We start from the raw sequence: 13,836 nt of genomic DNA, 5'->3' as shown, positions 1-13,836 counted from the left end.
GGCCGTGCCGGTGGTTCCCACGAACGACCACTATCACCGAACCGAGGCCGACCCAGACGGGGATGAGGAGGTCCGAACCGGATAGTGGTCGTCCGGCCACCCGCCCCCGCAGGGCCGGATGCGCGGCGACCGCGGTGAGCGGCATACCAGCCGGTCCCACGGACCCAGCGACCGGCCGGCTGCACAGCGACCGGAAGACCGAGCCGGCCTCGTCAGGACTGCCGACGGGCGAGCAGGTACTCGCGCAGCGACGTCGGTCGCAGGCCCGTGACCCGTTCGACGTCCGGCGAGACGCCGTCGAGCTCGCCCGCCTTGACCGCCGTGTACGTCGAGACCCAGGCGTCGACCTGCCAGTCCGGGGCGCCGTAGGCCGCCCGCGAGGCGTACGCCTCCTCGATCGTCTCGTCGTGGAACGACGCGGGCACCCCGGTCACCTCGGAGATCACCTGGGCCATGTCGGCGAACGACAACGCCTCGGGCCCGGTCAGCCGGTACGTGCGCCCACGGTGCTCGTTCGGCGCGAGCAGCACGGCCGCCGCGACCCGGGCGATGTCATCGTGCGCGACGACGGCGGCCCGGCCGTCGCCCGCCGGCCCCCGGATCACCCGGTCGGCACCCATCATATGGTCCATGAACTCGAGGTAGAGGTTGTCCCGCAGGAAGGTCCAGGCGAGTCCCGAGGCCCGGATGTGCTGCTCGGTGGCCCAGTGGTCGCGCGCCAGCGTGAAGGTGGCGTCCGGGGCGGCGCCGAAGAAGGAGACGTAGACGAGGTGCTGCACACCGGCCGCGACCGCCGCGTCGACGAACGTCCGGTGCTCGTCGAGCCGTGACTCGTTCTCGGCGGCCGAGACCATCAGCACGACCGGCAGCCCCCACAGCGCGGCCTCGACGGCGGACCGGTCGCCGTAGGATGCGCGGGCCACCGTGGCGGCGGCCAGCTGCGGCGCCCGGGCGGGGTCGCGCACGACGAGACGCTGGGCGACCCCTCGGTCGGCCAGCCGCGCGGCGACCAGCCCGCCGAGCCACCCGGTGGCGCCGGTCACCCCGATCGATGTCTGCGTCATCCCGTCATGCTAGACACCGTGCAGCCGGTCGCTCGGGGCCGGACCCGTCGGTATGCCGCACCGCCGGGCCCCGAACGGTCCGTTCGGGGAGGAAGCGGGCGGCGAGCAGCATACGGTGTGCTCGTGACCGACAAGACCACCGTGCCGCCCGGCGTCCGCGCGGCCAGCGAGTGGGCCTGGCGCCTGCTGCTGATCGCCGCTGCCGTCGTCGCCCTCTACCTCGGGATCGCCTTCCTGTCCCCGGTCGTCGTCCCCCTCGCGGTTGCCCTGCTGCTGACCGCGCTGTTGCGCCCGTTCGCCCTCCGGCTGCGCCGCTGGCTGCCCCACGGCGCCGCGACGGCGACCACGGTCCTCGGCACCGTCGCCGTCGTCGGCGGGCTGCTCACCCTCGTCGGCACCCAGTTCACCAACGGGCTCGACGACCTGACCGCGCAGGTCGCCGACGGGGTCAGCCAGGTCCGCGACTGGATCCGGTCGACGTTCCACATCACCGACAGCCAGTTCGACGGCTACTTCGACCAGCTCCGCGACACGGTCAGCAGCTCGGGCAACCTGAGCGCGCGCGCCGCCTCGATCGGCCTGACCGCGACGCACTTCCTGGCCGGGATCTTCGTGGTCCTCTTCGCGCTGTTCTTCTTCCTGCACGACGGCCCGCGCATCTGGCAGTGGGTCACCCGGCTGTTCCCCCGCGCCGCGCGCGAGAAGGTCGCGTCGTCGGGGCTGATCGCCTGGCAGCAGCTCTCCGCGTTCGTCCGGGCGACCGTCATCGTGGCAGCCGTCGACGCGATCGGCATCTCGCTCGGTGCGGCGATCCTCGACGTGCCATTCGCGTTCGCCATCGGCGTGCTCGTCTTCATGCTGTCCTTCATCCCGATCGTCGGCGCCCTGCTGTCCGGCGCCGTCGCGGTGCTGCTCGCGCTCGTGGCGCACGGTCCCGGCGTCGCGCTCGTCATGCTGGCCGTCGTCATCGGGGTGCAGCAGCTCGAGTCGCACGTGCTGCAGCCGTTCCTGCTCGGCCGTGCGGTCAGCGTCCACCCGCTCGCCGTCATCCTGGGTATCGCGATGGGATCGCTGGTCGCCGGCATCGTCGGCGCGCTGGTGGCCGTACCGACGATGGCGATCCTGAACGCCGTCGGCAAGCACCTGCTGTCCGTCGACCCCGCGCCGGACCTCGAGCCCGACACCGACCCGGGGCTCGACGAGGCTTCCGGGGAGGGCCCGGTGCCGGCCGACGCCTGACCGCGACGGGTCGGGTCAGAGGCTCGCCGCGCGCCGCGTGACGTGGCCGCGGGCATCCAGCTCGTCGGCCTCCTCGGCGAACTCCGGCGTCGCGAAGACGTCCGCCGGCACGCCGTCCGCCGTCATCCGCGGCTCGGCCTTCGCCTTCAGCGTGTAGGTCGGCCGGGGCACCGGCACCGGGCGCCACGTGCCCTCCGCGGCCGGCTGCGGCGCGGGCGCCCGAGCCGCATCGCGCGCGAGCTCCGCCTCGATGTCGTATGCCGCCGAGCCGCCTGCCGACCGAGCGGGACCTGCTGCTGCGGCGGGCCGGTCGTCGGTGACCGGGGCCGGGGTCGGGTCGACGGGCCGGTCGGCCACGCTGAGCCCGGCTGTGCTGGGCCGGGCCACGGCGGACCCGGCCGCGTCCCCCACCGCCGTATGGATGACCTGGGTGTCGACGGTGCTGGGGGCCCGGCCGCGTCGGCTCCGGCCGGAGCCGGGCGCGGAGCGGGTCGGGGCGACCGTCGCGGACCGGGCCCCGGCCCGGTCGACCCGCACCTCGAGCCGGAGCCAGACGAGCACCGCGACGAGGGTGACGGCGGCCAACGGGACCGAGACCCAGAGCAGGACGTGCAGCACGGCGAGCACGACCGAGGCCGGCACCCACAGCAGTGCGAGCAGCAGGAGCACCCCACGGAACAGCCGGCGTCGTCGGCTCACGGTGGGCACCGCAGCCGCCGGTCGCGCAGGCCCCGGATCGGGCCGGGCCGCTCGCTCGTGACGGTCGGGTGCGGTCGTGGTCGCACGGCTCATGGGGGCCACCTCGGCGATCTGGGGACGGGCATGGTCGAGGTGCTGATCAGCGGGTCGAGCCCGTCGAGCACCTCGGCTCCTGGCGACGAGGGATCGTGCCGGGGCGGTGGGCCCGGCCGGGGCGCTCGACCCGCCCACCCGGGCACGCCTGCGAAGGACCCGCATCGCCTCGGAGAACTGCTCGACGGAGTACCTGGCGGCGGCGTGCTCGCGACGGCGGATCCAATGCTGGAGCAGGTAGACGGCCCAGGTCGCGACGATGACCACGAAGATGAGGCTGCCTACTTGCACGGCACCCACCGTAGGGCGTCACATCCGTCACACGACGCACATTCACCGCGTGTCGCGCAACACGTGGCAGCTATCGATCCGGCAACCGTGCCAGCAGGCCGCCCGAGCCGATCTCCTCGGCGGTCACGGCGAACGAGCGGTGGTCGCGCCACGCGCCGTCGATGTGCAGGAAACGCTCGCGCACCCCCTCGTCGCGCAGGCCGAGCCGGTGCACGATGCCCAGGGAAGGCTCGTTGTCGAGCCGGATGTTGACCTCGATGCGGTGCAGTCCGGCATCGCGCAGGGAGTGGTCGATCGCCAGCGCCACCGCCCGCGTCGCGATCCCGTGCCCGACGGCCGCACGGTCGAGCCAGTAGCCGACCGCGGCCGACTGCTGGGCCCCCCGGACGATCCCGAAGACGTGCACCTGCCCGACGATCCGCCCGCCCACGTCGATGACCCACGGCAGCACATGGTCGGCCCGCGCCTCGGCGTCGAGCTCCCGGACGAACTGCCGGAACGAGACCACCGGCCGGGCGCGCACCCCGGGCGGGAGGGTCGGCTCCCACGGCTGGACATGGCTGGCGTTGTCGGCGCGGATCCGATGCCAGTCGTCCTCGTCACGGACTCGCAACGGCCGCAAGGTGATCGGCGGGGATCCCACCTCGTCGGTCAGGATGACGGGCCAGGGTGCGTCGTCGTGGTGCGGCTTCCAGGGCAGCTTCACGATCGCCTCCGCCCGGTCTCACATACTCTCGTGGTCGCTGCCGGGGATCTGCGCGAGGATGTGGGGCAGCACCTGCTCGAGGACCTCGAGCGCGTCGACGGCCGCGCCCCTGGAGCCGGGCAGGTTGGCCACGAACGTGGCTCCCGCGAGCCCGGTGAGCCCGCGGGAGAGCATCGCGGTCGGCACCCCCTTGGCGAGGCCGGCGGCCCGCAGCGCCTCGGCGATGCCCGGGACGGGCAGGTCGATGAACGGCGCAGTCATCTCGGGGGTCCGGTCGGTCGGGGTGAGCCCGGTGCCGCCGGAGGTCAGCAGGACGTCGGGCTCCGAGTCGAGGGCCCCGCCCAGCGCGCGGCCGAGCTCGTCGCCGTCCGGCACCACGATCGGCCCGGCCACCTCGAAGCCCCACTCCTTCAGGCGGCCCACGAGGACCGGACCCGAGCGGTCCGGGTAGGTGCCGCGGGCGGCCCGGGTGGAGGCGACGATGACAACCGCGTGCCGTCCGGTGCCCACCAGCTTCTCGTCACTCACTCCAGTCTCCTGACCGTCCGCCGGACTTGGCCGTGACCCGGACGTCCGTGATGCGCCCGTGCCGGTCCACGGCCTTGACCATGTCTATCAGGGCCAGCGCGGCGACCGAGACCGCGGTGAGCGCCTCCATCTCGATGCCCGTCCGGTCGGCGGTGCGGACCGTCGCGGTGATCGAGACACCGGCGTCGTCGACGGCCAGGTCGACCTCGACGCCGTGCACGGCGATGGGGTGGGCGAGCGGGATCAGGTCCGGGGTCCGTTTCACCGCCTGGATGCCGGCGATGCGGGCCACCGCGAGCGCGTCCCCCTTGGGCACGGTGCCGCCGCGCAGGGCGCCGACCGCCGCCGGGCTGAGCAGCACCCGGCCGGCCGCGCTGGCCCGGCGCACCGTGACGGCCTTGGCCGAGACGTCGACCATGTGCGCGGTGCCGTCACTGCGCACGTGGGTCAGGCGGGGCTCGTCGCCGGTCACGACTCGCCCTCGACGTCGAGCAGGATGACGTCGAGCTCGGCGCCGGCCGCCACCTGCGTGACCGTCTCGGGGACCACGAGCAGGGCGTTGGCCCGCGAGAGGTCGGCCACGAAGTGCGACCCCTGCCCCGCGACCGGCTCGGCGAGCAGCTCCCCTGCCGCGTCGTGGTCCACGACGGCCCGAGCGAACTGCCGGCGCCCGGCCGGCGAGCGCAGCGGCTGGGTGACCCGCGCGCGGCGGGTCGGTCGGCTCTCCGGCACCCGGCCCATCATCCGGCGCAGCGCCGGCCGGACGAACAGCTCGAAGGAGACGTAGGAGGAGACCGGGTTGCCCGGCAGCGCGAAGAGCGGCACGCGCCGACCCGAGGTGCCCAGGACGAAGCCGAAACCCTGCGGCTTGCCCGGCTGCATGGCGACCGTGACGAACTCGACGCCGCTGCCGCGCAGGCCCGACTTGACGACGTCGTAGGCGCCCATCGAGACACCGCCACTCGTGACGATCACGTCGGCCCGCCCGACCGGCTCGTCGGCCAGGCCCGCGCGGGCTCGCCGGCCGGTGCCGTTCCGGCGGGCGGTGCCGGCCTGCCGGGCGGCGTCGGCGCGCCCGACCGGGTCGGTCGTCTCGACGGTCTCCATCGGCCCGATCGCCTCGTCGAGCACCAGCAGCAGGTCGCGCTCGCTGTCCGCGACGGCAGCCCTGATCTCGGCGGTCGCCCCGGCCGCGACCACGGCCGCCTGGAGCATGACCGAGTTGGAGTCGTGGATCTGTCCCGGGCCCAGCGGCTGGCCCGGCGGCACGAGCTCGTCGCCGGTCGAGACGACCACGACGTGCGGCCGGCGGTGCACGAGGCAGTCGGCGTGCCCGCTCGCGGCGATGAGCGCCACGGTGCGTGGCCCCACCACCTGGCCGGCCCGGGCCACGACGGTCCCGGCCCGCACGTCCTCCCCCCGCCGCCGGACGAACTGTCCCGGGTCGACCGGGGCGCGGCAGGTGACCGCCCCCTCGGCCGCCGCGTCGGTCTGCTCGACCGGGATGACGGCGTCGGCCCCGGCGGGCACGGGCGCGCCGGTCATGATCCGGGCCGCCTCCCCCGCGCCGACCTCGAACCGGCCGAACGCACCAGCCGCGACCTCGCCGACGATGCGCAGCCGCACCGGCTGCGCGTCGGCGCCGGCGAGCGAGCCGGCCTGGACGGCATACCCGTCCATCGCGGAGTTGTCGAAACCCGGCAGGTCGGCGGTGGCGGTCACGTCCTCGGCCAGGGCCAGCCCGACCGCTTCGGCGAGCGCGACCCGCTCGCGGGGAGCGGGCGTGATCGCCGTGAGGATGGCCTCCAGGTGCTCCGCCGCGGTACGCACGCTCAAGCCCCTCCCAGGACGGCACCGTCGGGCACCCGGCCGGTCCCCTCGATGACGACGTCGTCGATGCACCGCACCCCTGCACCGAAGGTGACGTCGCCGCGCACGGTCAGGCTCGTGCACTCGCGCATCGAGGGCACCCCGCCCGAGAAGCGCTGCTCGAAGTGCGGGATGAGCTTGAAGTAGGTGTCGTCCAGATCCACGAAGGGCTCGGGCCCCGGCCGGGACGCGACCACCCGGTAGTCGACGTCGAGCGAGAAGTAGTCGGACCGGAGCACGAGCAGGTCGTTGGTCGTCTTGACCGGCCGGAAGCGGGTGCGCGGCACGAGCAGCGCCTCGGACCGCGGGAAGATCTCGATCGCGCCGCCCATCGCCGTCTCGATCTGGATGACCTTGGTCGAGGTGCCGTCGGACGGGTCGACCGGCTTGCGGTTGACGATGATCGGCAGGCCCAGCACACCGCCGGTCCGTACCATCCGCCGGTCGAGGTCCTCGAGGTTGACCCAGATGTTGTTCGCGTGGAACGTCGAGTGCCGCCCGATGTCGCGGAAGTCGTCCTCCTCGCCCGGGTAGACCATCGCCAGGTCACGCAGGACCAGCCGGCCGTCCGCCTTGCGGACGGCCAGGTGCCCGCCCTTGCGGTCGCTGGGGGTGCGCTCGCAGACCTCGGCGACGTACGGCAGGTCGTGGTCGACCATCCAGCCGGCGACGTCGGGGTCGCACGTCGCGCCCAGGTTGTCGGCGTTGGAGATGAACACGTAGCGGATGCCGCGGTCCAGCAGGGTCTCGATGAGGCCGGAGGTCATCATCGAGACGAAGACGTCGCCGTGGCCGGGCGGGCACCACTCGAGCTCCGGGTCGGCGGGCCACTGGACCGGGCGGAGGTCGCGCGCCCGCAGCTTCGGCTCGGCGTTCTGGAGGAACTCCAGCGGCACGCCGTGCAGCTCGAGGTCGCCGTAGGGCCGCAGCGCCGCGATGGTCTCGTCGGAGGTGCGGAACGAGTTCATGAAGATCAACGGCACGTCCACCCCCCAGCGCTTGCGCAGCGCCAGGGTCTGCTGGGCGATCACGTCGAGGAAGCTGTAGCCGTTGACCACGCGCAGCGCCGACTTCGCGCCACTCATCCCCATCGTCGTGCCGAGGCCCCCGTTGAGCTTGATGACGGCCGTCTGCGACAGGGCGTGCCGCGCGGCCGCTTCGGTGACCTCGACGGACCGGAGCCGCTGGATGTCGCCCAGCGGCTCGATCGTCGCCTCGGGGATGACGCCCAGCGCGCCCTCCTCGAGCTGGTGGTAGTAGTGCCGGAACACCCGGATGGCCTCGCTGCTGATCCCCCGTGCGCGCATGCGGTCGACCGACTCCCGCAGCCCCTCGTCGCTCATACGGCAACCTTACGATGGAGCCCGTGGGCGCGAAGTCGGATTTGCGAAGGGCCGCCCGGGCCCGTCGGACCCGGCTCGCGGCCCGGCTGGGCACGCCGCGCGACCGGGACGCGGCCGCCGTCGCGATCGCCGACGCGATCCTGGGGGTCGTGCCGGCGGGCGCCCGGGTGGCGGCATACCTCTCCCTCCCGGACGAGCCGCCCACGGGCCGGCTGGTCGACGCCCTGCTCGACGCGGGACACGAGGTGATCGTGCCGATCACGCTCACCGACTTCACGCTCGAGTGGACGTATGCCGCCCACGGCGCGGTCGTGGACGTGGCGCGGGTGGTGCGCGGCACCGTGCCGGCCGGGACGACGGTGCTCGGCCCGGGCGCGCTGCGCACGTGCGGCCTGATCGTCGCGCCCGGGCTCGCGGTCGACGCCTGCGGCGGGCGACTCGGGCAGGGCGGCGGCTGCTACGACCGGGCGTTGCGTCACCGCCGCCCGGGGGTGCCGGTGCTCACGTTGATCCACGAGGGCGAGGCCAGCGCCGAGCCGTTGCCCCTGGACCCGCACGACGAGCTCGTCGACGGCTACGTGACGACGACCGGCCGGCTGGTCTGGGTCAGGGGCGGGCCACCGGGCTGAGGGTGAGGGTGTGCTGGGCCGCCCGTTCGGTGGCGGCCGCGCTGAACGGCCACGGGAAGGTCTGGTTCGCGGCCCACGCGTCGACCTGGTCGGTGTAGTGGTCGGACATGGCGTGCCCGCTCTGGCCCGTCGAGTTGACCCAGCGGGACGCGTCGAGGGCGGACAGGTCGACGACCATCCGCATGGACGGGCCCGCCGTGACGTCGTAGCCCTCCGCGGAGGCGTCCCACGCGTTCGCGTCGACGATGGAGTTGCCGCCGCCGAGCTCGATGCCGCCCTGGTCGAACAGCCACCGCACCGGCCCGGGCACGGAGTCGGCACCCATGACCGGATGCTTGAGGTTGAGCTGGTGCAGGCGCCCCCAGCGCCAGGTGACCGGCTCCTTGCCGAGCTTGCGGGCGAGGTCGAGCCGGGCGTCGACGAGGGCGCGCTTGAGGATCTCGGTGGCGGTCTCGACGACGCCCGGGGTGGTCTTGTCGTCCCACCAGTCGTTCTTCGGGTCCTTGAGCAGCTGCTCCATCACGATCATCCACCGGCTGCCGCCGTCGGGGGCGATGTCCGGGGGCAGCTCGTCGAAGGTGTACTCGAGCAGGTGCTTCCACACGGCGTTGTAGTAGGCCGCCGCGGCCGAGTTGCGCGACTTGTCGGCCGGCTGGCTGTAGTCCCACTGGGTCAGCAGCCGCTGCGCCTGGGCGGTGAAGTCGTCGACCTGCACGCCGAGCAGGTGCTCGACCAGCACCGGGGCGAACATGTTGCGGGTGTCGCCCTGGATCTGCGACATGAGCTCGGGCGAGATCTTCGGGGCCGCCTCGAGCAGGTTGCGGATCCGCTGTGCGCGGAAGCCGTAGTCCCACTCGGTGGTCAGGAAGGGTGTGCTGCTCGCAGTGACCGCCTGGTTGGCCGTCACGAGGAAGCCCTCGCTGGGGTCGAGCGAGAAGGGCAGCTTCGCGAAGGGGACGTAGCCCTGCCAGTCCCACTGGCTGTCCCAGCCCGGGGAGGGCCAGAAGCCGGGCGGCGCGCCGGGGGTGGAGGAGCGGCGGATCGGGATGCGCCCGGGCGCCTGGTAGCCGATGTGGCCGTCGACGTCGGCGTAGACGAGGTTCTGCGACGGCACGGCGAACAGCGCGGCGGCGGCGCGGAACTGCGCCCAGTCGGTGGCGGTGTCGAGGGCGAAGATGGCGTCGGCGGTCGGGCCCGGCGTCAGCGCGGTCCAGGCCAGGGACACTGCGTAGTGGTTCGTCTGTGGCGCCCCGCGCACGACGACGCGATCGCCCGCCTCGGCGACGGCGGGGACCACGTCGGACAGGATCGGCCCGTGCACGGTGCTGCGCACGGTGATCGTCACGTCGGCGCCGCCGGCGACCTTGACCGTCTCGGTGCGGGTCGCGAGGGGCTTGCGCTCACCGTCGCGCAGGTAGCTGCCGTCCTCGACCTGCTCGAGGTAGAAGTCCGTGACGTCCGGGTCGAGGTTGGTCAGCCCCCAGGCGATGCGGGCGTTGTGCCCGATGATGACACCGGGCAGCCCCGAGAAGGTGAAGCCGGTGACCTGGAAGGGGCACTGCGCGGTGACCACGCGGCACCGGAGGCCGACCTGGGTCCAGACGCTCGGGATGGCCAGGTCCAGGTGCGGGTCGTTGGCCAGCAGCGGCTTGCCGGTCGTGGTGCGCGACCCCCCGACGACCCACGAGTTCGAGCCGACGTCCGGGCCGGTGCCGAGCAGCTCCGGCACGGCCTCGATCGCGGCCGTGGCCGACTCGATGGCGGCCTGCCCGTCGGCCGTGCCCAGCGGTGCGGCGAGCTCCCTCGGCAGGGGGCCGGCGGCCTGGTCACCGCGCTGCTGCGGCTGCCAGTCCTCCGGGGAGAGGATCGGCAGGTTGCGCTCCGTCGGGTAGGGCGGGTAGAGCAGGGCAATCTGCTTGACCGGGGTGCGCCGGGACAGGCGGGCCCGGGCCAGCTCGTCCGTGTAGTCCCCGCGCAGGTCCCACGCCATCGCCTTGAGCCAGGCGAGCGAGTCGACCGGGCTCCAGTCCTCGACCCGGTAGCCGGGGTTGCTCCGGGCCAGGAGCGTGTACTCGAGGGAGAGGTCGCTGGGGCTCTCGGCCTGGTGCAGGTAGGCGTTGACCCCGTCGGCGTAGGCCTGCAGGTACTGCCGGGTCTCGGGACGCAGCCTGGGCAGCTCCGCCTCGGCGACCCGCCGCCATCCCATGGTGCGGATGACCAGGTCGGACTCGACGCCCGGCTCCCCGACCAGCTCGGCGAGCCGGCCCGCCGTGACGTGTCGGCGCAGGTCCATCTCGAAGAACCGGTCCTGGGCGCTGACGTACCCCTGGGCCCGGAAGAGGTCGGCGGGGTTGTCGGCCGTGATGGTGGGAACCCCGCGTGCGTCGCGGGTCACGGTGACCGTGCTCGTGAGCCCCTCGACGTGCAGCTCGCCGTCGGTCTGGGGGAAGGAGTGGCGCACCGTCGAGATGGCGAGGATGCCCACGGCCACGAGCGCGAGGACCACCAGGACGAGCACCGAGAGGGTGATGCGGCGCGCGAGCTTGATCCGGGACACGACCCCGAGCGTAGGTCACCCCGGGCAGCGGCGGACCCCCGCCATGCGGGCCGGGGCGGCAGTCGTTACCGGAACGGAGCCTGACCCGGCTCTGTCGGACGAGGGCGGATCCGACTCGGCCCGTCCTGGCCGGGGCGGCGGTGACGCGCCGTGGACCGGTGGCGAGCCGGGACCGCTGCCCGGGTCCGGTCCGAGGTAGTGGTTTCATGGTCGCAGCCGCCCGCCAGGAGCCCGCGTTGACCGCACTCATGTCCGCGACGTCGTCGGAGATCACCCTCGACGACCTGACGCGCGTGCTCCTCGTCGGGTCGGTCGTCCTGCTCGTCGCGGTCGCGGCGGTCCGGCTCTCGATCCGCTCGGGCATGCCCTCGCTGCTGATCTACCTCGGGCTCGGGCTGCTGCTGGGCAAGGGCGTGCTCGGGATCGAGTTCGACTCAGCCTCGACCACCCGCGTGCTCGGCTACGCGGCGCTCGTGCTCATCCTCGCGGAGGGCGGCCTGACGACCTCCTGGCAGAAGATCCGCGGCGCGGTGGCGCCGGCGGCCGTGCTGGCGACCGTCGGTGTCGTGGTCTCGGTGCTGGTGGTCGCCGTGGCCGTGCACGCCTTCCTGCCGCTGTCGTGGACGATCTCGCTGCTCATCGGGGCGATCGTCTCCTCGACCGACGCGGCGGCCGTCTTCGCGGTGCTGCGCAACGTGCCCCTGCCGCGTCGCCTGTCCGCGGTGCTCGAGGCGGAGTCGGGCTTCAACGACGCGCCTGTAGTCATCCTCGTCGTGGCGTTCGCCGCGCAGGGGGTGCCCGGCGGGGCCACGCACACGTGGTACGAGCTGGCCGGGCTGGCGACGCTCGAGCTGGCCGGGGGTCTGGCGGTCGGGCTCGCCGTCGGCTGGCTCGGCGGGCAGGTGCTGCGCCGCGTCGTCAGCACCTCCTCCGCCCTCTTCTCGATCGGCATCCTGGCCCTGACCGTCCTCGCGTACGCGCTCGGCGCGCTCGTACACGTCTCGGGCTTCCTGGCCACCTACGTCGCGGCGCTCGTGCTCGGCAACCTGAACCTGCCCCACCGGGCGAGCTTCCGCTCGTTCGCCAACGCCATGGGCTGGATCGCCCAGATCGGGCTGTTCGTCATGCTCGGGCTGCTCGCCGACCCCCGGCGGCTCGGTGGACAGGTCGTACCGGCGATCCTCATCGGGCTGGTCCTGCTCCTGCTCGCCCGGCCCCTCTCGGTGTGGGTGTCCACCGTGTGGTTCGGCTTCCTCACCTGGCGCCAGCAGGTGTTCCTGTCCTGGGCGGGGTTGCGCGGGGCGGTGCCCATCGTCCTCGCGACCGTGCCGTTGACCATGGGAACGCCGAACACCGAGTGGATCTTCGACCTGGTGTTCGTCCTCGTGTTCATCTTCATCATCGTGCAGGCGCCGACGCTCGGCTGGATGGCCCGCGGGCTGCGCCTGTCCGAGGGGGTCGCGGCCGTCGACGTCGACCTCGAGTCCGTGCCGCTGGTCGAGATCGGCGCCGACATCATCCAGGTCACGATCGGCGCGGACTCCCGGCTGCACGGGGTCGCGCTGTTCGAGCTGCGCCTGCCCCGCGGCTCGCACGTCGCCCTCGTCGTGCGGGGCTCCTCGTCGTTCGTCCCGGACCGCCACACCACCTTCCGGCACGGCGACCGCTTCCTCGTCGTCACGACGGCGCAGGCCAAGGAGCGCGCCGAACGACGCATCCGGGCGGTCAGCCACGGCGGGCGGCTGGCCGACTGGAAGTAGAATGGCTCAGTTGACCATTCCACCAGAAAGGCTCCCGTGCCCACATACTCCTATGCCTGCCGCTCCTGTGGCCACGCCTTCGACATCCGTCAGTCCTTCAGCGACGACCCGCTGCTGATGTGCCCACGATGCGGTGAGCTGCAGCTGCGCAAGGTCATCTATCCCGTCGGCATCAGCTTCAAGGGGTCCGGCTTCTACCGCACCGACTCCAAGTCGTCCGCGAAGTCCCACGCCGCCCCCGCATCCGCCCAGCAGACCACGGCCGACTCGGGCTCGAGCACGTCCACCTCGTCCGAGGGCGCGAGCAGCACCGCAGCGGCGGCATCGTCCACAGCGTCCTGACCTCCCCCGGGCCCGTCCACAGCCGCCCCGTATGCCGCTGAGCGGGCGGTCCCACGCCCCTAGGCTTCCGGCATGACCTCCTCCGTGAACCGGACGACCGACCCGGTCCGGCCGACCGCTACGCCTTGTGCCGCCGCCGAGATCGGGGTCATCGGCGGCTCCGGCCTCTACGACTTCCTCGACGAGTACGAGACCGTCGAGGTCGACACGCCGTTCGGCGCACCCAGCGACCCCCTCGCTGTGGGGCTTGTCGCCGGCCGACGTGTGGCATTCGTCGCGCGCCACGGCAAGGGCCACCGGTTCGCGCCGCACCGGGTCAACTACCGCGCCAACCTCTGGGCCCTGCGGACGGTCGGGGTGCGCCAGGTCCTCGCACCGTGTGCCGTCGGGTCGTTGCGCGCCGAGCACGGACCGGGCGCCTTCGTGATCCCGGACCAGGTCATCGACCGCACCTGGGGGCGCGCACACACCTTCTACGAGGCCGAGGGCCCGGTGGTCCATGTCGGTTTCGCCGACCCGTTCTGCCCGCACGGCCGGGCGGCAGCCATCGCGAGCGCCGGCCGGTTAGGGCACGCGGTCGCCGCCGAGGGGACGCTCGTGGTGGTCAACGGGCCGCGCTTCTCCTCGCGCGCCGAGTCCCGGATGAACCAGCAGGTCGGGGCCACGATCGTCGGCATGACCACGATGCCCGAGGCGGCTCTGGCCCGCGAGCTCGC

The 13,836-nt window shown here is 73.2% G+C and carries 13 protein-coding genes; 5 read left to right on the top strand and 8 right to left on the bottom strand.

Annotation, left to right across the window (positions count from 1 at the left end; all coding sequences use genetic code 11):
- Positions 1-212: 212 nt before the first annotated feature.
- The gene (locus WMI84_RS12355) at positions 213-1,064 is read right to left on the bottom strand and encodes an SDR family oxidoreductase (protein ID WP_347353573.1); all 852 of its coding nucleotides are present in this window, start codon (positions 1,062-1,064) and stop codon (positions 213-215) included.
- 123 nt (positions 1,065-1,187) lie between these two features.
- On the opposite strand from WMI84_RS12355, the gene WMI84_RS12350 reads away from it, so the two are divergent.
- Positions 1,188-2,303, top strand: a complete 1,116-nt coding sequence (locus tag WMI84_RS12350; protein ID WP_347353571.1) for an AI-2E family transporter — start codon at positions 1,188-1,190, stop codon at positions 2,301-2,303.
- 15 nt (positions 2,304-2,318) lie between these two features.
- Here the strand turns inward: WMI84_RS12350 and WMI84_RS12345 are convergent, their stop codons facing one another.
- The 6 genes from WMI84_RS12345 to WMI84_RS12320 form a co-directional block, all read right to left on the bottom strand.
- Positions 2,319-3,386 carry a hypothetical protein gene (locus tag WMI84_RS12345; RefSeq protein WP_347353569.1) on the bottom strand — a complete coding sequence of 356 codons (1,068 nt, stop codon included), beginning with the start codon at positions 3,384-3,386 and terminating at the stop codon, positions 2,319-2,321.
- Positions 3,387-3,456: 70 nt separating this feature from the next.
- The gene (locus WMI84_RS12340; RefSeq protein ID WP_347353567.1) at positions 3,457-4,092 is read right to left on the bottom strand and encodes a GNAT family protein; all 636 of its coding nucleotides are present in this window, start codon (positions 4,090-4,092) and stop codon (positions 3,457-3,459) included.
- An 18-nt stretch (positions 4,093-4,110) separates the two neighbouring features.
- Entirely contained in the window at positions 4,111-4,620 is a 510-nt protein-coding gene (locus WMI84_RS12335) for a MogA/MoaB family molybdenum cofactor biosynthesis protein (protein WP_347353565.1), read from the bottom strand.
- Positions 4,613-5,092, bottom strand: a complete 480-nt coding sequence (gene moaC / locus WMI84_RS12330) for a cyclic pyranopterin monophosphate synthase MoaC (RefSeq protein WP_347353563.1) — start codon at positions 5,090-5,092, stop codon at positions 4,613-4,615. The genes WMI84_RS12335 and moaC overlap by 8 nt, the downstream gene beginning before the upstream one ends.
- Positions 5,089-6,450 carry a molybdopterin molybdotransferase MoeA gene (locus WMI84_RS12325; RefSeq protein WP_347353561.1) on the bottom strand — a complete coding sequence of 454 codons (1,362 nt, stop codon included), beginning with the start codon at positions 6,448-6,450 and terminating at the stop codon, positions 5,089-5,091. The genes moaC and WMI84_RS12325 overlap by 4 nt, the downstream gene beginning before the upstream one ends.
- 2 nt (positions 6,451-6,452) lie before the next feature.
- A complete protein-coding gene (locus WMI84_RS12320; protein ID WP_347353560.1) occupies positions 6,453-7,832 on the bottom strand; it encodes a UTP--glucose-1-phosphate uridylyltransferase in 1,380 nt (459 codons plus the stop codon).
- 14 nt (positions 7,833-7,846) lie between these two features.
- Between WMI84_RS12320 and WMI84_RS12315 the strand changes: the two genes are divergently transcribed.
- Positions 7,847-8,461, top strand: coding sequence for a 5-formyltetrahydrofolate cyclo-ligase (locus WMI84_RS12315; RefSeq protein ID WP_347353558.1), 615 nt, complete (start codon positions 7,847-7,849; stop codon positions 8,459-8,461).
- Here WMI84_RS12315 and WMI84_RS12310 read toward each other — a convergent pair.
- Positions 8,439-11,018, bottom strand: coding sequence for a penicillin acylase family protein (locus WMI84_RS12310; RefSeq protein WP_347353556.1), 2,580 nt, complete (start codon positions 11,016-11,018; stop codon positions 8,439-8,441). The two genes, WMI84_RS12315 and WMI84_RS12310, sit on opposite strands and share 23 nt — an antisense overlap.
- A 236-nt stretch (positions 11,019-11,254) precedes the next feature.
- On the opposite strand from WMI84_RS12310, the gene WMI84_RS12305 reads away from it, so the two are divergent.
- From WMI84_RS12305 to WMI84_RS12295, 3 genes are all read left to right on the top strand, one after another.
- Positions 11,255-12,778, top strand: a complete 1,524-nt coding sequence (locus tag WMI84_RS12305; RefSeq protein ID WP_347353554.1) for a potassium/proton antiporter — start codon at positions 11,255-11,257, stop codon at positions 12,776-12,778.
- Positions 12,779-12,814: 36 nt separating this feature from the next.
- Complete coding sequence (locus WMI84_RS12300; RefSeq protein ID WP_347353552.1) at positions 12,815-13,120, top strand: FmdB family zinc ribbon protein; 306 nt, start codon at positions 12,815-12,817, stop codon at positions 13,118-13,120.
- A gap of 72 nt (positions 13,121-13,192) precedes the next feature.
- On the top strand, positions 13,193-13,836 hold a 644-nt coding region (locus tag WMI84_RS12295), incomplete at its 3' end, for an MTAP family purine nucleoside phosphorylase (protein WP_347353551.1).

The sequence above is a fragment of the Intrasporangium sp. genome, assembly GCF_039812505.1.
GTDB lineage: Bacteria > Actinomycetota > Actinomycetes > Actinomycetales > Dermatophilaceae > Intrasporangium_A.
The sequence above is the reverse complement of the archived record's forward strand: the minus strand, read 5'-3'. Positions and strand labels throughout refer to the sequence as shown.

Excerpts from the sequence above, each read along its gene's own strand:
- WMI84_RS12315 (WP_347353558.1), top strand. The coding sequence starts at position 7,847 with ATGGAGCCCGTGGGCGCGAAGTCGGATTTGCGAAGGGCCGCCCGGGCC.
- WMI84_RS12355 (WP_347353573.1), bottom strand. The coding sequence starts at position 1,064 with ATGACGCAGACATCGATCGGGGTGACCGGCGCCACCGGGTGGCTCGGC.
- WMI84_RS12320 (WP_347353560.1), bottom strand. The coding sequence starts at position 7,832 with ATGAGCGACGAGGGGCTGCGGGAGTCGGTCGACCGCATGCGCGCACGG.